Annotated in this window: 22 protein-coding genes; all 22 read left to right on the top strand. The window is 49.0% G+C overall.

All coding sequences use genetic code 11. The features are described 5' to 3' along the window. Window position 1 precedes the first annotated feature (1 nt). The 22 genes from NTY76_02770 to NTY76_02665 all read left to right on the top strand — a co-directional run bounded on the left by NTY76_02770 (window position 2) and on the right by NTY76_02665 (window position 25,977). Complete coding sequence (locus tag NTY76_02770; GenBank protein ID MCX5678012.1) at window positions 2-1,282, top strand: DUF1015 domain-containing protein; 1,281 nt, start codon at window positions 2-4, stop codon at window positions 1,280-1,282. A gap of 10 nt (window positions 1,283-1,292) precedes the next feature. Beyond that, the gene (gene asnB, locus NTY76_02765) at window positions 1,293-3,179 is read left to right on the top strand and encodes an asparagine synthase (glutamine-hydrolyzing) (GenBank protein ID MCX5678011.1); all 1,887 of its coding nucleotides are present in this window, start codon (window positions 1,293-1,295) and stop codon (window positions 3,177-3,179) included. 19 nt (window positions 3,180-3,198) lie between these two features. Beyond that, entirely contained in the window at window positions 3,199-3,840 is a 642-nt protein-coding gene (locus NTY76_02760; protein ID MCX5678010.1) for a corrinoid protein, read from the top strand. Between the two features lies 1 nt (window position 3,841). Further along, entirely contained in the window at window positions 3,842-4,687 is an 846-nt protein-coding gene (gene accD / locus NTY76_02755) for an acetyl-CoA carboxylase, carboxyltransferase subunit beta (protein MCX5678009.1), read from the top strand. A gap of 44 nt (window positions 4,688-4,731) precedes the next feature. After that, the gene (gene ugpC / locus NTY76_02750) at window positions 4,732-5,835 is read left to right on the top strand and encodes a sn-glycerol-3-phosphate ABC transporter ATP-binding protein UgpC (GenBank protein ID MCX5678008.1); all 1,104 of its coding nucleotides are present in this window, start codon (window positions 4,732-4,734) and stop codon (window positions 5,833-5,835) included. Window positions 5,836-5,850: 15 nt separating this feature from the next. Next, on the top strand, window positions 5,851-7,287 hold the full coding sequence (locus NTY76_02745) for a sensor domain-containing diguanylate cyclase (protein ID MCX5678007.1): 1,437 nt from the start codon (window positions 5,851-5,853) through the stop codon (window positions 7,285-7,287). Next, window positions 7,275-8,558 (top strand): sensor domain-containing diguanylate cyclase, encoded by a 1,284-nt coding sequence (locus NTY76_02740; protein ID MCX5678006.1) that lies wholly within the window; start codon window positions 7,275-7,277, stop codon window positions 8,556-8,558. Before NTY76_02745 ends, NTY76_02740 begins: the two co-directional genes overlap by 13 nt. A gap of 14 nt (window positions 8,559-8,572) precedes the next feature. Further along, window positions 8,573-10,726, top strand: coding sequence for a hypothetical protein (locus NTY76_02735; GenBank protein ID MCX5678005.1), 2,154 nt, complete (start codon window positions 8,573-8,575; stop codon window positions 10,724-10,726). 53 nt (window positions 10,727-10,779) lie between these two features. Next, window positions 10,780-12,075: a UDP-glucose/GDP-mannose dehydrogenase family protein gene (locus NTY76_02730; protein ID MCX5678004.1), complete on the top strand. Its 1,296-nt coding sequence runs from the start codon at window positions 10,780-10,782 to the stop codon at window positions 12,073-12,075. A 1-nt stretch (window position 12,076) separates the two neighbouring features. Beyond that, window positions 12,077-12,523 carry a dTDP-4-dehydrorhamnose 3,5-epimerase family protein gene (locus NTY76_02725; protein ID MCX5678003.1) on the top strand — a complete coding sequence of 149 codons (447 nt, stop codon included), beginning with the start codon at window positions 12,077-12,079 and terminating at the stop codon, window positions 12,521-12,523. Window positions 12,524-12,532: 9 nt separating this feature from the next. After that, entirely contained in the window at window positions 12,533-13,267 is a 735-nt protein-coding gene (locus NTY76_02720; protein MCX5678002.1) for a sugar phosphate nucleotidyltransferase, read from the top strand. 1 nt (window position 13,268) lies between these two features. Then, entirely contained in the window at window positions 13,269-14,249 is a 981-nt protein-coding gene (gene rfbB, locus NTY76_02715; GenBank protein ID MCX5678001.1) for a dTDP-glucose 4,6-dehydratase, read from the top strand. Next, window positions 14,225-15,187: a dTDP-4-dehydrorhamnose reductase gene (rfbD, locus tag NTY76_02710; protein MCX5678000.1), complete on the top strand. Its 963-nt coding sequence runs from the start codon at window positions 14,225-14,227 to the stop codon at window positions 15,185-15,187. The genes rfbB and rfbD overlap by 25 nt, the downstream gene beginning before the upstream one ends. Before the next feature lie 10 nt (window positions 15,188-15,197). Then, window positions 15,198-16,502: a nucleotide sugar dehydrogenase gene (locus NTY76_02705; GenBank protein MCX5677999.1), complete on the top strand. Its 1,305-nt coding sequence runs from the start codon at window positions 15,198-15,200 to the stop codon at window positions 16,500-16,502. Window positions 16,503-16,506: 4 nt separating this feature from the next. Next, window positions 16,507-17,490: an SDR family oxidoreductase gene (locus NTY76_02700; GenBank protein MCX5677998.1), complete on the top strand. Its 984-nt coding sequence runs from the start codon at window positions 16,507-16,509 to the stop codon at window positions 17,488-17,490. Further along, entirely contained in the window at window positions 17,487-18,443 is a 957-nt protein-coding gene (locus NTY76_02695; GenBank protein MCX5677997.1) for an SDR family oxidoreductase, read from the top strand. Before NTY76_02700 ends, NTY76_02695 begins: the two co-directional genes overlap by 4 nt. Further along, entirely contained in the window at window positions 18,434-19,234 is an 801-nt protein-coding gene (locus NTY76_02690; GenBank protein MCX5677996.1) for a C1 family peptidase, read from the top strand. The genes NTY76_02695 and NTY76_02690 overlap by 10 nt, the downstream gene beginning before the upstream one ends. Further along, complete coding sequence (locus NTY76_02685) at window positions 19,227-20,519, top strand: glycosyltransferase family 39 protein (protein ID MCX5677995.1); 1,293 nt, start codon at window positions 19,227-19,229, stop codon at window positions 20,517-20,519. Before NTY76_02690 ends, NTY76_02685 begins: the two co-directional genes overlap by 8 nt. 182 nt (window positions 20,520-20,701) lie before the next feature. Further along, a complete protein-coding gene (locus NTY76_02680; protein ID MCX5677994.1) occupies window positions 20,702-21,823 on the top strand; it encodes a DegT/DnrJ/EryC1/StrS family aminotransferase in 1,122 nt (373 codons plus the stop codon). Next, window positions 21,811-23,706 carry an asparagine synthase (glutamine-hydrolyzing) gene (gene asnB / locus NTY76_02675; protein MCX5677993.1) on the top strand — a complete coding sequence of 632 codons (1,896 nt, stop codon included), beginning with the start codon at window positions 21,811-21,813 and terminating at the stop codon, window positions 23,704-23,706. Before NTY76_02680 ends, asnB (NTY76_02675) begins: the two co-directional genes overlap by 13 nt. Further along, window positions 23,696-24,499: a class I SAM-dependent methyltransferase gene (locus tag NTY76_02670; GenBank protein MCX5677992.1), complete on the top strand. Its 804-nt coding sequence runs from the start codon at window positions 23,696-23,698 to the stop codon at window positions 24,497-24,499. Before asnB (NTY76_02675) ends, NTY76_02670 begins: the two co-directional genes overlap by 11 nt. After that, a complete protein-coding gene (locus tag NTY76_02665; protein ID MCX5677991.1) occupies window positions 24,496-25,977 on the top strand; it encodes a radical SAM protein in 1,482 nt (493 codons plus the stop codon). Before NTY76_02670 ends, NTY76_02665 begins: the two co-directional genes overlap by 4 nt.

Genomic DNA, 25,977 nt, shown 5'->3' with positions numbered 1-25,977 from the left:
TATGGCTAATATCAAGCCCTTTAAAGGCGTAGTATACAATGAGAAGAAGGTAGGCAGTCTATCCAAGGTCGTTGCTCCCCCTTATGATATTATCCCCAAAAAAATGCAAGACGAGCTTTACCGCGCGAACCCTTACAATATTGTAAAGCTCGAACTCGGAAAGATAAAAAGTTCGGACTCTTCTACTGATAACCGCTATACTCGCGCTAAGAAATTTTTTGATCTGTGGCTAAAAGGCAAGCAGATGGTGCAGGACGAGAAAGATTCCATCTATATATATTCGCAGAAATACAGGGAAGGCTCTAAGACGATAGATAGAATAGGTTTCATGGCCCTTATGTCGCTGGACGAGGGAAAGAATAAGGTCCTGCCGCATGAGAATACGCTTCATGCGCCAAAGGTGGACAGGCTCGATCTGATGAGAAGTATAAAAGCTAACCTAAGCCCGATATTTATCCTCTATGAGGATACTCCGCACAGCATACTTAAGATATTAAAGAAGACCTCCTCGGAGAAGCGGCCGTTTATCGACATATCCTTCGAAGGCATACGAAACCGGGCCTGGAGGCTCGATGATAAGGCGGATATAAAAAAGATACAGGCTATCATGCGAAGCGCCCCCACATTTATTGCCGATGGCCACCACAGGTTTGAAGTGACGCGTATGTATTCCAAGGAGCTCGGGCGCTCCCGAGCGCCGAAAATCGCCAGAGAAGCCGCCGGATATGTGATGGTATATTTTGTCGATGCTAAGGAAGATATGCTGACCGTTCTTCCGGCCCACAGGCTCCCTAAGGATATAGGCGGCCTTCGGAAAGAAGAGATAATAGCGCGCTTGCAGAAGTTCTTTGCGATCGAGAAGGCGGGGAGCTTGAACGCGATGATGGTGAAGTTGGGCAAGTTGCGGAGCGCTCACGTTTTCGGCATGTATATGGGCCGGGGCCAATTCTATATTCTGAAGCTGAAGAGCATGAGCCATGTCGATAATGTGGTTAAAGATAAACCGAAAGAGTGGAAGCAGTTGGACGTCTCCATACTCCACATGTTCATATTCCAGCACGTGCTTGGTATCCGTGATGAAGATGATAATATCGAATTTATAAAGGATCCCTGCGAGACGGCAAAATCCGTCGACAAGGGTAAGTTCAAAATAGCGTTCTTCCTGAATCCTACAAAAGTCGCTGAGGTCAAGCGCATAGCGTCGCTCGGCGAGAAGATGCCCAGAAAGGCGACGTATTTTTATCCGAAGCCGGTCTCTGGCATAGTCATAAATAAGCATTAACTCCTAATCCATGTGCGGTATCTGCGGCTATATACATTTCGATAGTACGAAGCGGCCATCGGAGGGTATCCTGCGGTCGATGATGGATACGATAGCCCCTCGCGGCCCCGACGATGCCGGTGTTTTCATTGGCGGGCCCGCCGCGCTCGGCCACAGGCGATTATCCATAATAGACCTGAAGACCGGTCACCAGCCGATGTTCAGCAATGACGGCTCGAAGGCAATAGTCTATAACGGCGAAGTCTATAATTTTATCGAGCTGAAGACGGCCCTGCTGGGCAAGGGTCACGTTTTTAATACAAATTCCGATACCGAAGTCGTCCTTCATGCTTATGAAGAATACGGCGAAGATTGCGTAAAACATTTTAACGGAATGTTTGCCCTCGCCATATGGGACTCAGGGAAGAAGACCTTATTCCTAGCAAGAGACCGTTTCGGTAAAAAACCCCTCTATTACGCTTCTTTCGATAACCAATTCATATTTGGTTCAGAATTGAAAGCCCTCCTGAAGCATCCTGCCGTTAAGAAAGAGATAGACCTGAATGCCCTCGGCAAATACCTTGCATATGAATATGTCCCGAGCCCGTATTCCATATTCAAGAATATCTACAAGCTGGAGGCCGGCTCGCGCATTTCTGTAAAGGGCGCTGCGGTCCATAAGGACCGCTACTGGGATCTCAGCTTCAATACTCAAAAAAAATTCGATCACAGAGAAGTCCGCCTACGCGTTCTGGAGCTTTTAAAAGAATCCGTGCGGAAGCGCCTCATAAGCGATGTACCGCTCGGGGTCTTCCTGTCGGGCGGAATCGACTCCTCGGCCGTCGTTTGCATGATGGCCGAGCTTATGGAGCCCAAGGATATAAAGACTTTTTCCATCGGTTTTAAAGAAAAATCCTTCGATGAATCGAGCGATGCCAGGAGAGTAGCGGAATATTTCGGAACCGACCATCATGAAGAGATACTGAGCCCCGAGGTAATGCTTGACGTTTTTCCCAGGATACTGGATCTTTTGGACGAACCCTTCGCGGATTCATCGATAATACCCACTTATCTTGTATCGAAATTCACCAGGCAGCACGTCAAAGTCGCTCTCGGCGGCGACGGCGGAGATGAATTATTCCTGGGGTATCCGTCGTTCATGGCGCATAAGCTGGACAGCTATTTCGGTTTTGTCCCCGCCTCCTTAAAGAAGTTGCCCTTGAAGCTGCTGCTAAAATGTATGAAGCCGTCAAACGATTATATGAGCCTCTATTTTAAGGCAATGCGTTTCTCTCGCGGCCTCGATTTTCCCGAGGCGACCCGCCATCAGGCCTGGATAGGATCGTTCACGCCCGATGAGCAAGATGCCCTATTGATCCCCAGCGGGGATTCATCCCGCAGGCCGGATGTATATGATATAACAGAGAAATATTTTAAGAATGCAAAGGCGCTCGATCCCCTGGACAGGGCGATATATATATATGTGAAGACTTATATGACAGATGATATTCTGACAAAAGTTGACAGGGCCAGCATGGCCAATTCTCTCGAGGTCAGAGCGCCGTTCCTGGATACAGAATTTACGGAGTATGTCACCGGCATACCGGCGTCATTTAAGCTTAAGAATTTTACCACCAAATGGATATTGAAAGAGGCGTTAAAGGGTAAGCTTCCGGAACAGAATATAAGTAAATCGAAGCAGGGGTTTGCGGTCCCGGTCGCCAAATGGCTCAAGGAAGACCTTAAAGGGCTCCTGCTGGACGCTTTTGAAAAGACGAAGATCGAGCGGCAGGGTATATTCAATTATTCCTACGTGGACGGCCTTATAAAAGAGTTCCTGGCGAACAAAAATGATACCAGAAAAGAAATTTGGGCGCTTTTTATGTTTGAAATGTGGTATGATAAGTGGATGAAATAATAAGTTAAGGAATCGAGCAATGCATAATGAGATCCTGGAAGAGATTAAAGCTGCTTTGATGAAAGGCGACCGTAACGGTGTTGTGAAGGCTACATCCCAGGCATTTGAGCAGGGTATAGCCGTAAAAGAGATAATCAATTCGGCCCTGGTAGCAGGGATGGATGTGATCGGCGCGAAATTCAAGGCCAATGAGATATTTATTCCCGAGGTACTGATATCGGCCAGGGCGATGCATGCCGGCATGGCGGTCCTGGAGCCGCATTTCGTGAAGAACGGCATAAAGCCGATCGGCAAAGTATTGATAGGCACAGTAAAGGGAGATCTCCACGATATAGGGAAGAATATAGTGAGCATGATGCTGAAGGGCGCATGTTTCGAAATAGACGATCTGGGTATAGACGTAAGCCCGCAGAAATTCATAGACGCCGCCAGGAGTAAAGAGATAGACATAATCGCCATGTCGTCGCTTCTCACCACATCTATGAATGCTATGCGCGATACGATCAACGGGCTTAATACGGCAGGCCTGCGCGATAAGGTGAAGATTCTGGTAGGCGGCGCACCTATAACCCAGGAATTCGCCAGTTCCATCGGCGCCGACGGTTATGCCAGGGATGCCGCGACCGCTGTGGATAAAGCCAAAGAATTATTGAAGAGATAATATGCACTTATTCCCGAGAAAACCTAAATACACGATAGTGAAAGTCGCGAAGAAGAGGGGCGACATTCCCGAAGACCTCTGGGCCAGATGCTCGGATTGCAACGAGCTTATATATAAGAAAAAGCTGGACGAGAATATGAAAGTCTGCCATAAGTGCAATTACCATTTTACCCTCGGAGCGCATGAAAGGGTGAAGCTTCTTATAGATGAAGGTACCTTTATGGAGATGGATGCGAGCCTAGAATCGCTCGATCCGCTCTCATTCGAGGGCCCAAAGACGTATAAGGAGAAATTGAAACAAGATCAGGGCCTCACCGGACTCAAGGACGCGGTGATAACCGGCGGGGGCAAATTAGGCGGCCGCGATATAATCCTGGGAGTCACCGATTCAAGGTTCATAATGGGCTCCATGGGGTCTGTAGTGGGCGAGAGGCTTACGAGGGCTATCGAGAAAGCCACCGCGGATAAATGCCCGCTTATCATAGTCTCGGGATCGGGAGGCGGCGCCCGTATGTATGAAGGGATGTTCTCTCTGATGCAGATGGCGAAGACTTCAGCGGCGCTAAACCGTTTCGACCGCGCCGGCGGATTCTTCATCTCCGTATTGACCAATCCCACGATGGCCGGTATCATGGCGAGCTTTGCCTCTTTAGGCGATTTCATCATTGCGGAACCGAAGGCTTTAATAGGTTTCACCGGCCCCCGCGTGATAGAACAGACCATAAGGCAGAAGCTTCCCCCGGGCTTCCAGAAGTCGGAATTTTTATTAAGGCACGGCCTTATAGATATGATAATCCATAGAAAAAATATGAAAGAGTCGCTTTCCAAACTGCTGAGCTATTTCTGATTTTGATTACGTATCATAAAAATGTGTGTTAAAATAATAACCCTATGGCACAAGTCAGCCTTAATAAGGTATCAAAGTGTTACCCTGGAAACATATGGGCTATTAAAGACATAAACCTGGGTATCGAAAATAAAGAGTTCGTCGTCTTCGTCGGCCCATCCGGGTGCGGCAAATCCACAACTTTAAGAATAATAGCGGGTCTGGAAACAGCCACTGGAGGAAATGTCTATATTGGCAACCAGCTGGTCAACGATATCCCGCCTAAAGACAGGAATATCGCCATGGTATTCCAGAATTATGCCCTCTATCCCCACATGGATGTTTACGATAACATGGCCTTCGGATTGAAACTCAGAAAGTATCCTGCCGTTGAGATCGAGGCCAGAGTCAAAGAAGCGGCCACGATGCTTGGCATCGAACAGCTTCTGCGCAGAAAGCCCCGCGAGCTCTCCGGCGGACAGCGCCAGCGCGTCGCGGTGGGGCGGGCCATAGTGAGAAAACCGCTCGTATTCCTGTTCGATGAGCCGCTCTCCAACCTTGACGCCAAGATGAGGGTCCAGATGAGGACCGAGATAAAGAAGCTGCATATCAGGCTGCAGACCACTATGATATATGTCACGCATGACCAGACGGAGGCGATGACGATGGGCGACAGGATCGTCGTTATGAAAGACGGCGATATACAGCAGATAGCCGATCCTATAACTCTTTACGACAAGCCTGTAAATAAGTTTGTGGCGGGTTTCATAGGCACGCCTCCGATGAATTTCGTCAGAGGCACAATAATAAAGAAGGACGGCAGGCTCTATTTTAACGAAGGAAAGTTTCTGGTCAAGATAGTGGACGCTATGTTCAAGGGACTTGAACCGTATATTGAAAGAGAGCTGATATTCGGAATAAGGCCGGAAGACATATATGATAAATTGTTTGTCTCCGAGGCCCCTCAGGAAAATACGATAAAAGCGACATGCGAGATCATAGAGCCTATGGGTTCGGAGGCCTATCTTTATCTCAATACCGGCAAGAACCAGCTGATCGCCAAGGTCGGCGGTCATGACAAGCCGGCCATAAACTCTGATATGGATGTGGTCTTTGACATGTCGAAGGTTCATTTTTTCGACAAGGAAACAGATAAGACCATAATCTAATCTAAACCGAATGGCATGATGATATCTTCCCGCGCCAGATCGATCTTTTCCGCCTTATCCGTAATCTCATTTTTTATATCAGTTTATTTCTGCTGGATATTATCTTCAAGGCCGCTGGATATCTCTCCGCTTCATATAACCCTGACCGCTACCGCCATCTCCAGTTTCAATATCGCCATATTGTGCGCCTGGATAGGATTCGGAATGACGGGCGGGGTTTCTCTGACCATATCTTCCTGCCTATTTGTCTTATTGCTGGCTTTTCGGATGCGCTATCATGGTTACAATGCTTACGCCTTGACGTTCTTCGCGACCGCCTGGATAGGTTATCTCTTCGCAAGCTCCAGAAACAGGCTGGACCAGTTATATGTTTTGAGATCGGAAAGCTCCAGAGAAGAGATGAATATCCTGGCAAACGAAGTGAAAGAAAAAAATAAAGGGATAAAGGTAATAGAGGAGAAGCTTATCAGGTATTCCGCCCTGAAAAATGTCACCGAGAGCCTGAGCGCGGTGCTCTCTTTGGACAGCATAATCGGAATGATAATAGAGAAGACATTGAAGACTCTGGGGAAGAGCGGGAGGGTGCTCTTATTTCTGGTGAACCAGGAGAGACAGGAGCTGATGCTTTCAGCGTCCAGCGGCAAGAATTATCCGGTCGTAAAAGCGAAGAAAGGGGATGCCTTCGATCATTGGATCTTAAGATACAGGAAGCCCCTCATAATAGAGGATGTTACTAAGGACTTTCGTTTTCCCGCCGAAGGCATTGATGGGGCCCGCGGTGTTTTCCGTTCTCTGATAGCGGCCCCGCTCGTAAGCGAGAATAAGGTGATAGGCGTTCTCAGGATGGATAATCCGCATGAGTTCGCGTATATTCAGGACGACCTGAGGCTTATCGATATCATAGCGAATCTCGGAGCGGTGGCCATACAAAATTCCATATTATATTCGAGAACCCAGGAACTTGCGATAAAGGACAGCCTTACGGGCCTGAAGGTGCGTCGTTTCTTTATCGACAGTTTACACAGGGAAGTGAGAAGGGCGTCCAGAAAGAGAGAGCAGCTTTCCCTGCTTATCCTGGATATAGACCACTTTAAGGATTACAACGACAAATATGGGCATTCCTCCGGAGACCTTGTCCTGAAGTTTATAGCTAATACTATAAGCGATCTGCTGGATGATCCGGATGTCGCGGGCCGTTACGGCGGTGAGGAGATAGCTGTGCTCCTGTGGAGGAAAGGTAAAAAAGAAGCGCACTTGAAGGCCGAAAAGATCCGGCAGCAGGTAAAGGATAGGTCTCTTACATTAAGGGAGCATGAAGCAAATGTCACGGTTTCCATAGGTGTGTCGACATATCCGGAAGATGCTGTTACCGAAGAAGAGCTTATAAGGATAGCGGACGCCAGGCTTTATAAAGCGAAGGCGGATGGGAGGGATAAGGTTTGTTCCGGTTAAAGTCTCCGCATACCGTTTTCATTATATATTCTCTGATATCGGCCTCCTGGCTGATAGCGTATCCTGCTCTGGTATTTATATGTAAAGTGCCCCCGGCGGGTGCTTTGGCCCCTGTCGTACTGTTTAATCTGCTCATGGCCTCTTACCTCTGGTACAAAAACATAGCTAAAGATGAAAGGCTTTTGCGGCATCAGGCGCTTAATAAAATCGACGACGACAAACGCAGGCTTTCCGAGGAACGCGACCATGCGGTGAGGTTCGAGAGCGGCATCAAAGCTAAAGAGGCCGAGATAGTCAACCTTTATGAGATAACTAAGAAGATGTCCGAGAACCTGAAGTTTGAGGATATGTTTCATGTCTTCAGCCTGTTTCTAAAAGGTAACTTCATGTTCAGAAAATGCGATCTCTTGCTGCTCGATCGCGTAGATGAGAACCTTCGTATCGGCAGGGCCTACAGCGTATGGCATGAAGAACCTGCCGGCGGCGTTCAAGTCCCCGCTATAAAAGGCGAAAAATTGATAGAATTATTTACGGGCGGATTCAAGGATGTGTGGCTCACAAGAAAAGAAAATATTTCCGCCCTTGAGGAGCTAGGAGTGAAAGACGGCGCCGTAGAAACGTTCGTCGTGCTGCCTCTCTTGAGCGAGCGCAAGATGGTGGGTATGCTTGCGGTGGAAAATCTTCCGAAGGAAGACCTGGAGCGGTTCGTTATACTTGCGATGCAATTCGCGCTGGAGATCAAGAAAGTGCTGCTATATGAGACTGTCGAAAAACTGGCCGTCACCGATTCCCTTACGGGCCTTTACGTCAGGCGGTATTTCTATGAAAGGCTCGACGAAGAGCTGCAGCGCTCAAAGAAATATAGTTTTGAGTTCGCGTTCATAATGGTGGATATAGATGATTTTAAAAAGTGCAACGATACCTACGGGCATATGGTGGGCGATGTGGTCATAAAAGATATAGCCCGTATAATAAAAGAGAGCGTCAGGGAAATAGATATAGTGGGGCGTTACGGAGGAGAGGAGTTCGTGATAGCCCTGCCCGAAACCGGGATCAACAGCGCTCGCCAGGTGGCCGAGAGGTTGCGAAAAAAAGTGGAAGACAGGGTTTTTAAAGCGTACGATGAAAAGCTAAAACTGACGATAAGCGTGGGCCTTGCCATATACCCCGCTGACGCCTCCGAGCTGAACGATATAATAGATAAGGCGGACCAGGCGCTTTACAAAGCAAAAAATTCAGGTAAAAATGTTGTGTGTGAATATAAAAGATAGTATAATGACTGATTATGAAATTATTTAGATATACCGCCTGTATCTCAATCTCTCTCGCCTGCTTTATATTATTCGCTAAAAGCTCATATGCCGAAGGCCTTCCGACTAAAGAACCGATCGTTGTAAACGGCGACCATGTGGAGTATCTGCAGAACGAGAAGAAGGTCGTAGGCAACGGCAACATCTCTATAACCTATAAAGATATAGTCCTTACCTGCGATAAGGTAGCGGTAAATCTGGAAACCCATGATGCCGAAGCGGAGGGGAATGTCAATATAACCCAGAAGGGCGCTTATTTCATCGGCGATAAGATCGATTACAATTTCGAGAAACGTTCGGCAGTTATCGATTACGGTTATGTCAACGCCAGGCCTTTCTACGGCAGGGCGGAAAATCTGACCAAAGAGGCAGGGAAGGACGAATTCGGCTTAAATAACGGAAGCATAACGACCTGCGACCTCGACAGGCCGCACTACCGTATTAAGGCAGAGAGGATCAAAATATATCTAGGGGATAAGGTCGTCGCGAATAACGTGGTATTCCTGATCGGAGATACTCCGGTATTTTGCCTGCCGTATTACGTTCAGCCGTTGGACGAGCATACCAGGAAGAGCCATATCACCGTGATCCCCGGCCGGAGCAAGGACTGGGGGTATTATGCTTTAACGGCCTACAGATATTATCTCGACGATAAGTTCCGCGGCGATGTCCTGCTGGACTACAGGTCCAAACTGGGATTGGCCGCCGGCGTTAATCACTACATGGATACCGATGTCGGTAAGGGGGCGTTCAAAGCCTATTATACCCAGGAAAATAATAATCTCGCGTTCGAGAAGACGGGCGAGGTCGATACGCGGTACCGTTATCAATACAGGCACAGGTGGGATATCAAGGATGCCGATACCACCGCTATTATGGAATTTCATTACCTCAGCGATCCCAATGTCATCAGGGACTATTTCTATACCGAGTATGAAGAGCTTGGCGCCACTCCCGATTCCTATCTATCGCTGATTACGACAAAACAGGATTACACCACCGAGTTTTTAATAAGGAAACGCTTCAATAATTTCTATACCGTGGTCGAGCGCCTGCCGGAATATAATATCAATGTATTGAACTACAAGATAGGCAATACGTCTTTTTACTATTCAGGTAACGCGAGCGGAGTGTATTTAAACGAGACTTTCGCGAAGTCGACCACTACGCCGAAAGACATAAATGCCGTAAGATTCGACACATATAACCAGATCGCTTATGCCGCAAGATTCTTTAAGTCTGTAAGCATATCGCCGTTCGCGGGGATACGTGAGACATATTATTCCAGAAACGCCTGGGGAGATACCAACGAAGTCAGGACGCTCTTCAGGGAAGGCGTCGATGCCTCGACGAAGTTTTATAAGTTATATGACGTCAATACCAATTATATGGGCCTTGACATAAATAAATTGAGGCATGTTATCACGCCGTCTGCCAGTTATGTCCATGTGCATCAGCCCACGATAGCTCCGGAAAACCTGACCCAATATGACGGGATCGACGCGCTTGATACCGAGAACCATGTGGTATTATCGCTCGAGAATAAGCTGCAGACCAAGAGAAAGAGCGGAGACCAGATGGCATCGGTGGACCTTCTGAGATTTATAGTCAGCACCGATTATCTTTTCAGGCTGGAAAAGAGATCGGTCGAACTTAAGAATAACAAATTCAACGGCGTAGATTTTAAATTGGAACTGATCCCTTACAGCTGGCTGTATCTCAATTCCGACTGGCATGTCAATACCAAGACATGTCTGGTCGAGACCGCTAACGTTGACTTCGTTTTGAACGGCGGAGATAAGTGGGCGCTCTCCGCAGGGCAGAGGTATTATGACCTGCCCAGCGGCAAGAGTTACCAGGTCACGATGGACGGAAGATATAAGATAAATGAAAAGTGGAAGCTTCGGATGTACGAAAGATTCGACCTGGCCTCAAATAAATTCGAACAGCAGCAGTACACTATCTCAAGGGACCTGCACTGTTGGATACTCGAATTTACCTATGATATCAGGGATCAGAATAATCATACCTTCTGGATAACGATGACGCTGAAGGCCTTCCCGACCTATCCTATAGGGTTTAAGCAGACCTATTCACAGCCGCGCTTTGGCTCCGCGGGCGCCCCGTAATCCAATTAATAGTTGAGACATATAATACTATTATGATATAATTTCAGTAATATATGAATATCTCCATAATAGGATCAGGATATGTAGGGCTAGTTACAGGCGCATGTTTCGCTGAACTCGGTAATAATGTCATATGCGTAGACAATGACCAGGCCAAGATAAAAAAGCTTAAGGCCGGCGTGATGCCCATCTATGAGCCCGGCCTCTCCGAACTCGTTAAACGCAATGTCAAGCAGCTCCGGTTATCCTTCACTACCGATATAAGATCCGCGGTAAAGGCCTCAGAGGTAATATTCATAGCGGTTGGCACTCCCCCTAAAGATAACGGAGAGGCGGACCTTACAGCCGTCGAGCATGTCTCTAAAGAAATAGCCCTCTCGATGCAATCTTATAAACTTGTCGTGGAGAAGTCAACCGTCCCGGTAAATACCGGCGAATGGGTAGAGCGCACGATCAGGGTATTTAATAAACGCGGCATAAAGTTCGATGTCGCGTCCAATCCCGAATTCCTGAGAGAGGGAACCGCGATAAAAGATTTCATGAATCCCGACCGTATAGTCCTGGGTGTAAAATCCAGGAAGGCCGCGGATATATTGAGCTCGCTTTATAAGCCCCTGAAAGCGCCGATAGTCGTTACCGATATAAAGTCGGCGGAAATAATAAAGCATGCCGCCAATTCGTTCCTCGCGATGAAGATATCCTTTATAAACGCTATAGCCAACGTCTGCGATATGCTTAACGCCGATGTCGTCGAGGTGGCAAAGGGCATCGGCCTCGACAAGAGGATAGGAGAGAAATTCCTGAACGCCGGCCTCGGTTTCGGCGGGTTCTGTTTTCCTAAGGACCTTTCCGCCTTCATCAGGATATCGGAAAAAGCCGGCTACGACTTTGGTTTACTGAAAGAGGTTGAGAAGATAAATGAGGGCCAAAGATCGGCGCTGATGAAGAAGATAGAGAATATTATATGGAACCTTCCCGGCAAGACGGTGAGCGTGCTCGGCCTGTCGTTCAAACCTGATACTGACGACCTGCGTTATGCGCCGGCCATCTATATCATCGAGATGCTGCTCAGGCAAAGCGTAAAAGTGAAGGTGTACGACCCGATCTCGATGATAAAGGCCAGGCTGATATTGGGAAGCCGCGTAAAATTCTGCAGAGACGCCTACGACGCCGCGAAAGGCAGCGATTGCCTGGTGATAGCGACCGAGTGGAGCGAGTTTAAGGAGCTCGACCTGAAGAAGGTGAAGAGGCTGATGAGACAGAGCGTCATAGTCGACGGCAGAAATATCTATGAGCCGGCCGAGGTCCGTAAGCTTGGCTTTACGTATGCCGGGATGGGGAGAAGGTAGTATGATAGACGGCGTGAAAGTCAAAAAACTCAAAGTTATACCGGACGACCGCGGACGGCTGATGGAAATATTGAGATGCGATGATCCGATCTTCGAGAAGTTCGGGCAGGTCTATATGACTACCGCGTTCCCCGGAGTGGTGAAGGCGTGGCACTTCCATAAGAAGCAGGACGATAATTTCACGTGTATTTCAGGCAAGATGCGCCTCGCGCTCTATGACGCCAGAAAAGGTTCCCCGACATTCGGCGAAGTAAATGATTTTGAGATCAGCCTCGAAAATCCGATGCTCGTCCATATACCCAAGGAAGTTTATCATGGATTTAAATGCATAAGCGATATCGAGGCTGTTGTTATAAACAATGTTACGATACCATATAACCATAAAGAAGCCGATGAATACAGGATGGACGCTTATGATAATGATATACCTTATGACTGGAGGAAATAGACAATGGGATTGAAAGGTGTGATACTGGCCGGCGGGCTTGGCAGCAGGCTTGCCCCATTGACAAAAATTACGAACAAACATTTATTGCCGATCTATTGCAAGCCGATGATATATTATCCGATCCAGACGCTGGTGGATGCCGGCATAACGGATATACTGATCGTCACCGGGGGCACGCACGCGGGAGAGTTCCTTCGCCTTCTCGGTAACGGAGCGAAGTTCGGGCTTACGCATATTAATTATACATATCAGGAAGGTGAGGGAGGGATCGCGCAGGCCCTCGGGCTGGCAAAACATTTTGCCGATAATGACAAGATAGTTGTTATTCTTGGAGACAATATCATAGAAAAGGGCATAAGGAAGCAGGTAGATGAATTCAGGAAACAGCCGAGGGGCGCGAGGATACTCTTAAAGAAGGTCAGCGATCCCCATAGGTTCGGCGTGGTAGGTTTTAAGGGCGGTAAGATAACGTCGATCGTGGAGAAGCCGAGGAAACCGAAATCGAACTACGCGGTCACGGGCATCTATATGTACGACGAGCGGGTCTTCGATATAGTAAAGACACTTAAGCCGTCCCGCAGGGGCGAGCTTGAGATAACGGATGTCAATAATGCTTACCTTAAGAGAGGCGAACTCGAACACAGCATCCTTGACGGCTGGTGGACGGATGCGGGAACCTTCGATTCGCTGTTAAGGGCCAATAACCTCGTGGCGAAGGCGTCCGCGAAGAAATGCGTTTTATAATATGAAGAGGTTGCTTGTAACAGGGGGCGCGGGATTCATAGGCTCCAATTTTATCAGGTATATGATCAGTAAGTATCCGGATTACCGGATCGTGAACCTGGACAAGCTTACATACTGCGGCAACCTCGAGAACCTGAAAGATATAGAAAAGCACAAGAATTATAAGTTTATAAAAGGCGATATCACCGATAAGGCGCTCGTCGAGAAACTTGCCGGAGAGTCCGACATTATCATCAACTTTGCCGCCGAGAGCCATGTCGACAGGTCCATCATGGATCCTGGTGTATTCGTCACAACCAATGTCTTCGGAACTTATACGCTCCTGGAGGCCGCGAAGAAGGCAGGCGTAGAGCTATTTTGTCAAATATCAACGGATGAAGTCTACGGCAGCGTCGAGAGCGGATCGTCCGGAGAAGATGATCCGTTGGAACCCAATAGCCCGTACTCCGCCACCAAGGCCGCCGCCGACCTCTTAGCGAGGTCTTATTTCGTTACGTTTAAACTGCCTGTGATAATAACCCGAAGCTCAAATAATTTCGGGCCATACCAGTATCCCGAGAAGGTCATCCCGTTATTCATTACGAATCTGACGGCCGGGAAGAAAGTCCCGCTTTATGCCGACGGGATGAATAAGAGAGATTGGCTCTACGTTGTCGATAACTGCGAAGCGATCGACTTGGTGCTGCATAAAGGTAAGATAGGCGAAATTTACAATATAGGTATCGGCGGCGAAACTACCAATCTGGAGCTTACACGGATGCTGCTGGATGTCCTGGGTAGAGATGAAAGCTATATAGAGTTTGTGAAGGACAGGCCGGGCCATGATAAGCGATACGCTCTCGATGTGTCCAAGCTTAAGGCGCTTGGCTGGAAACCGCGTCATGAATTTAAGACTGCGCTCGAATTAACCGTCGGGTGGTATAAAGATAACGAGGCCTGGTGGCACAGGCTGGCTAAATGTCGAAAAGATATAAAGTATTAATCACGGGCTCAAGCGGCATGCTTGGGATCGATCTTTGCCAGGAACTTAATTCGGGCTATGATGTTATCGGACTGGACCTGTCTCGGCGTCTGAAGCCCAAAACCCAAAATAGTAGGGCAGGTTTTAACCTGCTCTATGTTAAAGGAGATATTACAGACAGGAAAGGCGTCGCCGCCATAATCCAAAAGGTCTCGCCGGATTTTGTGATACACTGTGCCGCCTGGACGGATGTTGACGGTTGCGAGCTCGATAGCAAAAAGGCTTATAAAGTCAATTCGGAAGGCGCCAGAAATGTCGCGCTCGGCTGCAAGGCCTCAGGGGCGGCCCTCATCTATATCAGCACCGATTTCGTCTTCAATGGAAAAAAGAGAAGGCCGTATAAGGAGACGGACAGGACGGACCCTTTGAGCGTCTACGGTGATTCGAAGCTTAAGGGCGAGAGCTTTGTAAAGAAGGCTCTTAACAATCACTATATACTGCGAACGAGCTGGCTTTACGGTGCTTGCGGCAAGAATTTCGTAGATACGATTATCGCCAAGGGAAAGACCGAAAAGTGTTTAAGGGTCGTTCGGGACCAAGTTGGTTCCCCGACGAGTACGAAGAGTCTGGCGAGGGCGATTCATCATCTCCTGGATAAATTGACAATGGGCGATAAATTATCGATGGCATGCCGCGGCGCATACCATCTTTCCAATTCCGGCAGTGTCTCATGGTATAATTACGCCAGAGAGATACTGAGGCTGGTGAAGTCAAAAACTGAAGTCCTGCCGATTACGTCGGAAGAACTGGCCCGTCCGGCCAGGAGGCCCGCGATGTCGGTCATGGACAATTCGAAATTCAGTAAATTTACAGGCTACAGGATGCCTGATTGGAAGATAGCGCTGAAAGAATATTTATCGAAATGTCATTGCGAGGGCCGAAGGCCCGAAGCAATCTAAAAGGGGTTATATGCTAAATGAATTGAGGAAGAGGATATTGAGCAGGAAGGCGAATATAGGGGTAATAGGCCTGGGCTACGTGGGCTTGCCGCTCTCGGTTACGTTCGCGAAAGCAGGGTTCAAGGTGCACGGTATCGATATCGATAAAGATAGAGTGGAAAAGATAAGGAAGGGCGAGAGTTACATACTTGATGTCTCCAAGTCCGAACTTATGATGGTTACACGTGACAGGTCGCTGGAAGTCACAACGGATTTCAGCGTGATAAAGGAGCTGGACGCGGTCATCATATGCGTCCCGACGCCGTTATACAAAACCAGGGAGCCGGATGTCTCATATATAGTCGCGTCCGTAAAGAATATCAAACGTTATATGAAGCGCGGCCAGATAATCGTGCTGGAATCGACGACGTATCCTGGCACCACCGAAGAGGTGATGCTTCCGATACTGGAGGAGGACGGCCTTAAGGAAGGGAAGGATTTTTATCTTGCTTTCTCGCCCGAGCGCGTTGATCCGGGTAACGCGAAGTATGATACGAAGAACACTCCGAAGATAATCGGCGGCATTTCGAAGAGCTCGACTGAGATCGCCAAATTACTGTATGAACAGGCGCTCGAGACCATAGTGCCGGTATCTTCCGCTAAGGTTGCGGAGATGGTGAAGCTACTGGAGAATACTTTTCGGATAGTGAATATTGGCCTCGTAAACGAGATATTACTCATGTGCGATAAGCTGAAGATAGACGCATGGGAAGTCATCGACGCCGCTAAGACGAAGCCTTACGGTTTCATGCCGTTTTATCCGGGCCCGGGCGTCGGGGGCCATTGCATCCCGATCGATCCCATATACTTATCGTGGAAGGCGCGGATGCATGGATTCGAGGCGCGCTTCATCGATCTCGCCTCTCAAGTCAATTCCGAGATGCCGCATTACGCGGTATCGAAGGTGGCCGAGGGCCTGAATGAACATAGGAAGCCTCTTAAGGGATCGAAGGTGCTTGTGGTCGGAGTCGCGTATAAAAAGGACGTTAAGGACCTGCGCGAATCCCCGGCGCTTGAGATAATAGAGATGCTGGTCAAAAAGGGAGCGGATGTTTCATATTACGACCCATTCTTTTCGTACCTTAAGATACATAGCATTAATCTCAAATGCGCGAAATTCTCGAAAGAGACGTTTAAGTCCGCTGACTGCGTCGTGATTGTTGCCGATCACACGAAGGTAGATTACGGCTTCATAGTCAAAAATTCGAAATTGATAGTGGATACCAGAAATATTCTGAAAAGCGTTGAGGATAGGAGCAACATAATCAAATTATAAAACTATGGCTAAATATCTCGTTACAGGCGGCGCGGGTTTCATAGGCTCTAATATAGTAGAGGAACTAGTCCGGCGGAAGGGACTGTCCCCAGACGGTAGTCTTCACAAGGTGGGGACTGTCCCTAAAGTCGGCGAGGTAGTCGTCCTCGATAACTTCATCACCGGCAAGATGGAGAACCTGAAGCCTTTCTTGACGCGGATCACACTAGTAAAGGGCGATATAAGAAACAGGAAAGACCTGGACAGGGCCCTGAAGGGCGTAGACTACGTCATACATCAGGCGGCCTTGCGGTCGGTCCCGAAATCGGTCGATGATCCCTTTACGACGAATGACATCAACGTCCATGGCACGCTGAACCTCCTCGTTGCTGCGCGCGATCACAAGGTTAAGAGGGTAGTTTATGCCTCATCAAGCTCCGCATACGGTGACGCGAAGCATTTTCCGCAGAGAGAGACCGACATTCCGGCTCCTATCTCACCTTACGGTGTAGCTAAATTGGCCGCCGAGCATTATTGCGTGGCATTTGCCAGGACATTCGGTTTAGAGACCGTGTCCTTAAGGTACTTCAATGTGTTCGGTCCGAGGCAGAATCCGGATTCCAAGTATTCCGCCGTTATCCCGGCATTTTTATTCACGATGGCAAAGGGCGGATCGCCTATTGTGGAGTGGGACGGTAAACAATCACGGGATTTCACGTATGTAGGCAATGTAGTCGAGGCAAATCTGAGAGCCTGTGTAATTCCGGGTATTTCGGGAGAGGTATTCAACGTCGCTTGCGGCACGACTACATCTATCATAGATATCGTGAACGAGCTCAATAAGATATTGGGGACAAAGATAAAGCCCAAACATGCGCCAAAGAGGAGAGGGGATGTCCGCAAGACATACGCCGACATATCGAAGATGAAGCGTCTCTTAAAGATAAAGAATATCATCGGTTTCAAAGAGGGCTTGCGGCGCACGGTCGAATGGTTTGGTAATATATGAGAGTAAAAATAACGCTCATTACAGGCGGCGCGGGCTTTATCGGTTCGCACCTATGCGACCTGTTTCTGGAAAAGGGTTACAACGTTATATGCATGGATAACCTTATAACCGGAAAGGTCGAAAATATTAGGCACCACATGAAGGATCTGAACTTCAAGTTCATTAAGCATAACGTCTCCGAATATATTGATATCAAAGGCAAGATAGACTATATTCTGCACTTTGCTTCCCCGGCCAGTCCCATAGATTACCTGAAATACCCGATACCGACCTTGAAAGTCGGCTCTCTAGGAACTCATAATGCGCTGGGCTTAGCGAAGGCGAAAGGCGCCAGGATTCTGCTGGCCTCAACGAGCGAAGTTTACGGCGATCCGCTCATAAATCCGCAGCCTGAGAGTTACTGGGGTAATGTAAACCCGATAGGCCCACGCGGCGTGTACGACGAGGCCAAGCGTTTTGCCGAAGCGATAACGATGGCTTACCATAGATATCATAAGCTCGATACCAGGATAGTGCGTATATTCAATACTTACGGCGAGCGGATGAGGGAAGAAGATGGCCGCGCGATCCCTAATTTCATCAGTCAAGCGCTCAAAAATAAGCCTATAACCGTTTACGGTAGCGGCAAGCAGACGAGAAGCTTCTGCTATGTTTCAGATTTAGTTGGCGGTTTATATAAACTTTTAATGTCAAAAGAATCCGACCCGGTTAATATCGGCAATCCCAACGAAATGTCGCTTTTAAAGCTTGCCAAGGTTATAATTAAACTGACAGATTCAGAAAGCCGGATCGTATATATGCCGCTTCCGGTCGATGACCCGAAGGTCAGACGGCCGAATATAGCGAAGGCCAAAAAGATCCTGAATTGGACGCCGAAGATCCGTCTTGAAGAAGGGTTATCAAGGACCATAGATTATTTCATATCCATAAAAGACAAGAGCCCGTGCCGATAAAACCATATAAGTTAGGCTGCTTCAAGGACAGAAAGGACCTGCGCGATATCCCGATGGGGCTGGTTCTCCCGCCGATAAAGGTGCCCGCCCAAGTTGATTACTCAAAGGAAATGACTGCCGTAAGAGATCAGGGCGATGAAGGTACCTGCGTCGCGTTCGCGAGCGTTGTAGGGGTGAAAGAATACCAGGATACCAAAGAATACCGGAAGGACATAGAGCTCTCTCCTCGCTATCTCTACAATTTATGTAAGGCCAATGACGGCATACCAGGCGAAGAAGGAACGTATCCCAGAGTTGCCATGAAGATGCTGTTGAAATACGGCGTCTCTCCCGAATCCTATTGGCCGTACCGGCCCCACCAAAAAGACGCCTGTAAGCCCGGAGCCGATAAAGCCGCGAAGACCTACGTGATAAAGGCATACGCGAGATTGAATTCCGTACAGGATATGAAGCGGAGCCTCGTAGTCAACGGGCCGTTCCTCGCGGGAGTGGATGTATTCGCGTCCTGGTTTACGGATAAAGTTTCAAAGACCGGAGTTATACCTATACCGAAATCGCGCGATGAACTGCAGGGCGGCCATGCCATATGTATTATGGGATATGATGACTCCGATAAGATATTCAAGTTCAAGAATTCATGGAGCCAGGGGTGGGGAGACAAAGGTTATGGGTATATTAAATATGAGTATCTTAAGCGGCACTGCTCCGACGCCTGGAGCGGAACGGATCTTATCGGGAGCCCTGAAATGCTGGTAAAGAAGAGGGAAGAGCTGCTCAGCCGTTATGCGTAAGGCATACACGCTGATAGATAATCTATTGGATTTATGCTGCACAAAACGCGCCGGAACCATTCTCGCCATATCTTTTATAGCAGTATTCTTCATTCTATCCCTGACGCGAAACTACGATTACAAAAGCTTTGAAAGCATCCTTAACGCTACCGGGGATGACTGGGGCATATACGCTCAGCATGCTTTAGATATAAAACATAATGGCATGCTTATGCCTTCGGCGATATCGGCCTATTGCAGTCCCGCCGGTTTTTTGTATAACTATTTTATCGCCCTATGCCTGGTGATATTCGGAGAGAAGAGCCTGCCCATCTTTGTCGTGCAGCACCTTATGCTGGGGTTCTCCGTGGCGCTGGTCTATTGGACCTTTCGGGATAAGATGAGGGGCCTTACAGGCATCTTATTTCTCTGCGTCTTGTTCTTCTTTGCGCTGAAGGATGTTTACAAAAATTATTCGCCTTTACTGCTGAGCGAAAATCTCGCCCTCTTTACGGTCGCGCTATTTTTCTTTTGCTTCATTAAAGGTTTTGAGAAAGATAACCTATTCCTGCAGATCATGGCCGCGTTCTTACTGGGGCTGTCCATCCTGACCCGTCCGAATATATTTGTATATGGGATCGCGTTGATGCCTCTTGTCGCGTTATATTACGTCAAGAGAGGAGGGGCGGGCTACAGGAATTTATTGATATTTGCCTTGGCGCTTATCGCGGGATCTTCATTTTTGGGAATACGGAATTACCTGTTCCTTAAACAATTTATTTTTCTGCCGACGAACATGTCGTCCATAGACGGCTTAAGAAATTTTCATCCGATACCGTCATCCGTCGACCTGTCGAGAGTGGCCGGGAATTTATTATACACGAAACTGCATATCGATAAATTAATAGTCAACTATGTCGAGTATATAAGGCAGGAGCCGGGCCTCTTCTTCCAGTTCTACTTTAAAAAGGTATTGTTTTGCCTCGGCTACCTGCCAAGCCTTCTGGCGGGATCGTACGGTCCGCGCCTTCGCTGGATGGCCATGTGGGCGGGCTACTTTACATATCTATTTCTGCATATCAGGAACCGCGAGAAGTGGGAGATCTGGGAAGTCTCCGTGCATCTGTATATATTCTGCTATTATGGATCGCTCGTTCTGACCACAACCGTTCATAATTACGGTTTCAGGATGCTCATCCCTGCCATATTTTTCGTGCTGGTATTCGCTTTTATGGCGTTGGACAGATTGCTGTCGGCGGTCATGCCCGCCTTTTTTGGGCCCGATAGGCCTGCCTATCTGCATTAGGCATAGCCCAAAAACCTGTATTTATCCTGACAAAGCCCTTCGTGCGTTATGCTTGCTAAAAAGAGCCGTTTATAGTAACATATTATACTAATATATTATGGAATATGCCGCATTAAAGACTGCAAAACGGGCAGTATCCGACAGTAATACCGGACAATTAATGAACAAAGGAGAGTAAGAAAGTGAAGATTCCGTTACTGGACCTTAAAGGGCAATATAGGTCCATCAAGTCAGAGGTAGAGGAGGTCCTGAAAAAGGTCATAGAGAGGCAGGACTTTATATTGGGCGAGGAAGGTCGTCTCTTGGAGAAAGAGATTGCCGAATATTGCGGCTCAAAATATGCTGTCGGTGTGGCGTCCGGAACGGATGCGCTGATATTGGCCCTCAGGGCGCTGGATATCGGCCCCGGCGATGAGGTGATAACCACGCCATTCACATTTTTTGCCACCGCGGAGGCGGCATCGCTCCTCGGCGCGAAACCGGTATTTGTCGATATTGAGCCCAGGACTTATAATATTGATCCGCGATCGATAGAGAAGGCCATAACTTCCCGGACAAAGGTGATCATCCCTGTCCATCTTTACGGGCAGTGCGCCGATATGGACCCGATAATGGTCATCGCCGGGAAATACAAATTGAAGGTCATAGAGGATACGGCTCAGGCCATAGGCGCTACGTATAAGGGCAGGAAGGCCGGTTCGATCGGAGATATCGGGACGCTCAGCTTCTTCCCCAGCAAGAACCTTGGCGCGTTCGGTGACGCCGGTATGGTAGTCACCGATGATAAGGAGATCGCGGAGAGGATCGGGATGCTGAGAGTACACGGCAGCGCCCGGAGATATATCCATTCCGAGATAGGGATGAATTCCCGACTCGATAACCTGCAGGCCGCCGTATTGAGGGTGAAGCTCAGGCGTCTCGACGGCTGGCTTGAAGCCAGGAGAAATAACGCCGCGCATTACAGCGAAGAGTTAAAAGGTCTGCCGATCGCTTTGCCGTATGTGCCGGATCATAATGTGCATACATATCATCAATACGTGCTGCGCGTCAAAGACGGCCTCGAAAAGCTCATGAAATTCCTGATAGACAGCGGAATTGAGACGAGGACGTACTATCCGGTTCCGCTTCATCTGCAGGAATGTTACAGGGGCCTCGGCTATAAGAAGGGCGATCTCCCCGAATCCGAAGGCGCATGCAATACGACATTCGCGATAGCCGTTTATCCGGAGATGACGGCCCAAGAGCGCGGATACATCGTGAGTAAAATAGAGGAGTTCTACTCTAAAAAATCATGTGCGGTATAGCAGGCATTATAAATCTGGATAAATCGCCTCTGGACGGCGGCATAATCGAAAAGATGATATGCTCCGAGCGCCACCGCGGTCCCGACGATAGTGGCCTTTACGTGAACGGCCATGTGGGGCTTGGGCACGTGCGCCTTTCCATCATCGACCTTTCGAAAGACGCGGGCCAGCCGATGCATAATGAGGACTCGCGCCTCTTCATAGTGCATAACGGCGAGATATATAACTATCTTGAGCTTAAAGACGAGCTTGCCGGCCTTGGGCATGCCTTCAGATCCAGAAGCGATACGGAAGTCATCCTACACGCATACGAGGAGTGGGGAGAGGATTGCCTGTCGCGCTTCAACGGTATGTGGGCCTTTGCGATACTGGACCTGAATAAGAGAGTGTTATTTTGCGCAAGGGACAGATTCGGCGTAAAGCCGTTTTACTATCATCTCGATAAGGATATATTCATATTCGCGTCCGAGATAAAGTCGTTACTTTGTCATCCGAAGGTAAGAAGGCAGCCGAACGATAGCACCGTCTTCAATTATCTCGCCTCAGGGTACGGATATATGGATATATCCGACGAGACGTTCTTTAAGGGCATCAGGCAGCTCAAGCAGGCACACTACGCGACCGTACCTCTCGACGGAGGGCGGCAATTTTCGCAGAAGCGCTACTGGAACCTCGCTCCGCACAAGAAGCTGCGCCTTAACAATGAAGAGGAAGCCTATGAGAACTTTCGGGATCTGTTCGAGGACTCCATAAAGCTCAGGCTGCGCAGCGACGTCCCTCTCGGAGTCAGTTTGAGCGGCGGCCTCGATTCATCGTCGATCGCATGCGTCTCCGCTAGGCTGCTAAAAGGCGGCGCCATCGAAGCATTCTCATCCTGTTTCGACGAAGCGGAGTATGACGAGCGGGAATACATAGCGCAGGTGCTGGATAAGACAAAGGCAAAGGCCAACTTCATATTCACGAGGCCCGAGAACCTGTTCGATGAGATGGAAGAGATCATGTGGCACCAGGAGGAGCCGTACAGCACCCTGAGCATATTCCCGCAGTGGTATGTCATGAAGCTCGCTCATCAGAAGGGAGTCAAGGTGCTCTTGACCGGCCAGGGCGGCGATGAGGTGCTGGGCGGATACCATAAGTACTATTTCTATCTCCTAGCCGATCTCGTAGCTTCGGGTAAATGGGGCGCCGCCCAAAATGAGATCAGGCGATACCGGGAACTAAAGGGCGACGACGCGCTGGTGGCGGGCAAGGTCTTTAAGATCATGGCTTCCCATATCGCGCCGCAGGGCGTCAAGAATATTTTGAAGCGCTTTAACGCCCAGGGCGCCCCGGCATATCTCGATAAGGACTTCGCAGGTCACAACACAAACCGGGTGTTTACCGAGAAGCGGTTCGGCAGTATATTGAACAACGATCTTTATAATGCGCTCAAGATATCGCCGCTTCCGTCGCTTCTCCATATCGACGACCGCTCCAGCATGGCCCATTCGGTCGAGTCGCGCTCGCCGTTTTTAGATTACCGCCTTGTGGAATACGCTTTCTCTCTCGGTCCCGAATACAAGATACGGGACGGGATCACCAAATATATGTTGAGACGGTCCATGAAAGGGATCCTGCCCGAAGAGGTAAGGACGCGCACCGATAAGATGGGGTTCGCGACTCCGCTCGAAAAATGGTTCAGGACGGACCTCAAAACGAAGGTATACGGCATAATCAATTCCGATTCATTCAAGAAGCGCCCCTATTTTAATCAGGCAAGGGTCCAGAGGAAGCTGGATGATTTTATGTCCGGAAAAGGCGGAGCCGGCGAAAGTGGTCATTTCACGATATGGAGCTGGGTGAACCTGGAGCTATGGCTCAGGAAGTTTATCGATGGGCGATAATATCTACAGCCGCAAGGAGTGGGTGGAGAGGTTCGTCCATCCGTCGCCGGCAGACAGTTTCGATGAGGAGCGTTTACGCAACATAGTCGGCGCGATACCGGAAGATGCGAGGGCGATCCTGGATGTGGGCCTCGGCGGCGGGTTCATCTTCGGGGAGCTTAAGAGGAAAAACGGTGTCAGGTGCTTCGGGATCGACCTGTCACCCGAACTTGTCGGCAGGCTCAAGGATCCACGCGTCTGCGTTGCCGACGCTAAGAACATCCCTTTTAAGGACCGTCAGTTCGACCTTGTCCTGGCCGCCGATATCCTTGAGCATCTCAAAGATGAGTATTTCGACGAGAGCGTTTCCGAGCTTAAAAGAGTATCGCGTAAATATATATTGATAAACAGCCCGTTCAAGGACGCTATCGATTGGCCGGTCGCGCTTTGCAACAAGTGCAATAGAGAATTCAATGTTTACGGCCACATAAGGGCGGTGAACGAGAAATTGATAAACCGCCTCTTTCCAAAAGCGGAGTTCGATATCGTAAACATGAAGGTATTCGGAAAGAGACGGGATGCCAGGCCCTCGGCCGTTGTCCGTGCGGCCCGGAAGCTCGGCAAGGTGTACAGCGCCGAAGGGGCCCTATGTCCTTATTGTTTTAATGATTCCATCGAGCGCCCCTCGCGAAACGCGATCGAAGCCTGTTTCGGCAAGGTGAGCGCCGCAATATTCTTTTTAATGGACAGGCTTACGCCGTCCATTTTGAAACAGGGCAGCGAGATCAGCGTCTTGCTGCGGAAGAGGCTATGAGATTTAAAAATATATTATTGGCCCAGGCCAAATACGATTCCGTCTTTTCGAACGTCCTTCCGGCGGGAATAGGATATCTGTCCGAATTCCTTACGGCAAATGGCATCGAGAATGACGTATTCGATCTGAACGTAGCGAAGAATACCGAGAAGGGGCTCTTCGACAAGATAAGGCGCTTCAAGCCGAATCTATTCGGCCTCAGCATGATGAGCCTGAATTATAAATATAATTACGGCATGCTCGGGCGCGTCAAGGCGCTCTTTCCGGAGATACGGATCGTTGCCGGCGGAGCGCATGTCTCCACTATGCGCGAAGAGGTGCTGAGAGATTGCCCTGCCATAGATTACGGCATAGTGATAGAGGGCGAGCACGCTCTTGTGGAACTGGCCGGAGACGGAGATATCGCCGGGATAAAGGGGTTGATACATAGAGACGGCAGCAGGATAGTCTATAACGGCGACAGGCCATTCCTGCAGGATCTGGACAGCCTGCCGTATCCGAAGTATGAGAAATTCGACAAAACCGATTATTCGTCGCTGATATCCCTTTTCTCTTCGCGCGGATGCCCTTTCGAGTGCACCTATTGTCCCGTTCAGCTTGCCATAGGAAGAAGGTTCGTTACGCGTTCCGCGAAGAGCGTGGCCGATGAGCTCGAATACCATTATAATCTTGGCCGCCGCGAGTTCAGTTTTCGGGACGATAATTTCACATTGGTTCAAGAGAGGGTGTATCAGGTATGCGATGAGATCGAACGGCGTAGATTAAAGGGCCTGTACCTGATGTGCGATAACGGCGTCAGGGCCGATAAGATAGACCATAAGATACTGAAACGCATGAAGGAGGTCGGGTTCAGGATGATAGGGCTCGGCGTGGAGTCCGGCGACGACGGGATACTCAAGAGCCTTAAGAAGAGTTCCACCGTGAAGACCATGGAAGAGGCCATTAAGACGGCCTGCGATCTCGGTTATATAGTCGAACTCTATTTTCTGATCGGCGCCCCGGGTGAGACGTGGAAGGATTTCGAGAAGACTGTCAGCCTGGCAACCAAGTATCCTGTCATGATAGCCAGCTTCTATCATATACTTCCTTATCCGCGCACGGAGCTTTTCGAGTCCGTCAAAAAGTCCGGATATCTGCTGAGGAGCCCCGAGGAATACCTCAATGACGGATCGCAGCGCAGGAATACGCCTTTTTTGTCGACGCCGGAATTTCCCTACGAGCTCAGGAAGAAGGCGTTCGATTACGCTTACCGCTCGACTTCGGGGCATATTAAGAGGACGAGGCGCGCGTATTCCAGGAATAACGCGTACCGGAAATTCCGGGATATGGGGCTCGGGCCCCGCACGGCCTCGGCCCTGGCGCGCATATACGCCAGCGGCATAGTCTATGAGCATATCGTTAACAATAAATTCATCTCAAACCTGCGGAAACGGTTAAAGAACCGGATGGCGGCCGAGAAGATAAGAAGCGCGGTGTGA

The organism is Candidatus Omnitrophota bacterium (assembly GCA_026387175.1).
Taxonomy (GTDB): domain Bacteria; phylum Omnitrophota; class Gorgyraeia; order 2-01-FULL-45-10; family 2-01-FULL-45-10; genus CAIMPC01.
Note: the sequence above shows the minus strand (reverse complement) of the source record. Positions and strands in the feature narration are given on the sequence as shown.

What these genes read in the sequence shown, in the direction of transcription:
- NTY76_02705 (MCX5677999.1), top strand. Translation starts at nt 15,198, where the DNA reads ATGCTAAATGAATTGAGGAAGAGGATATTGAGCAGGAAGGCGAATATA.
- NTY76_02745 (MCX5678007.1), top strand. Translation starts at nt 5,851, where the DNA reads ATGATGATATCTTCCCGCGCCAGATCGATCTTTTCCGCCTTATCCGTA.
- NTY76_02760 (MCX5678010.1), top strand. Translation starts at nt 3,199, where the DNA reads ATGCATAATGAGATCCTGGAAGAGATTAAAGCTGCTTTGATGAAAGGC.
- NTY76_02685 (MCX5677995.1), top strand. Translation starts at nt 19,227, where the DNA reads ATGCGTAAGGCATACACGCTGATAGATAATCTATTGGATTTATGCTGC.
- rfbD (MCX5678000.1), top strand. Translation starts at nt 14,225, where the DNA reads ATGTCGAAAAGATATAAAGTATTAATCACGGGCTCAAGCGGCATGCTT.
- asnB (MCX5677993.1), top strand. Translation starts at nt 21,811, where the DNA reads ATGTGCGGTATAGCAGGCATTATAAATCTGGATAAATCGCCTCTGGAC.
- NTY76_02725 (MCX5678003.1), top strand. Translation starts at nt 12,077, where the DNA reads ATGATAGACGGCGTGAAAGTCAAAAAACTCAAAGTTATACCGGACGAC.
- rfbB (MCX5678001.1), top strand. Translation starts at nt 13,269, where the DNA reads ATGAAGAGGTTGCTTGTAACAGGGGGCGCGGGATTCATAGGCTCCAAT.
- NTY76_02770 (MCX5678012.1), top strand. Translation starts at nt 2, where the DNA reads ATGGCTAATATCAAGCCCTTTAAAGGCGTAGTATACAATGAGAAGAAG.
- NTY76_02735 (MCX5678005.1), top strand. Translation starts at nt 8,573, where the DNA reads ATGAAATTATTTAGATATACCGCCTGTATCTCAATCTCTCTCGCCTGC.
- asnB (MCX5678011.1), top strand. Translation starts at nt 1,293, where the DNA reads ATGTGCGGTATCTGCGGCTATATACATTTCGATAGTACGAAGCGGCCA.
- NTY76_02700 (MCX5677998.1), top strand. Translation starts at nt 16,507, where the DNA reads ATGGCTAAATATCTCGTTACAGGCGGCGCGGGTTTCATAGGCTCTAAT.
- NTY76_02730 (MCX5678004.1), top strand. Translation starts at nt 10,780, where the DNA reads ATGAATATCTCCATAATAGGATCAGGATATGTAGGGCTAGTTACAGGC.
- NTY76_02665 (MCX5677991.1), top strand. Translation starts at nt 24,496, where the DNA reads ATGAGATTTAAAAATATATTATTGGCCCAGGCCAAATACGATTCCGTC.
- NTY76_02670 (MCX5677992.1), top strand. Translation starts at nt 23,696, where the DNA reads ATGGGCGATAATATCTACAGCCGCAAGGAGTGGGTGGAGAGGTTCGTC.
- ugpC (MCX5678008.1), top strand. Translation starts at nt 4,732, where the DNA reads ATGGCACAAGTCAGCCTTAATAAGGTATCAAAGTGTTACCCTGGAAAC.
- NTY76_02695 (MCX5677997.1), top strand. Translation starts at nt 17,487, where the DNA reads ATGAGAGTAAAAATAACGCTCATTACAGGCGGCGCGGGCTTTATCGGT.
- accD (MCX5678009.1), top strand. Translation starts at nt 3,842, where the DNA reads ATGCACTTATTCCCGAGAAAACCTAAATACACGATAGTGAAAGTCGCG.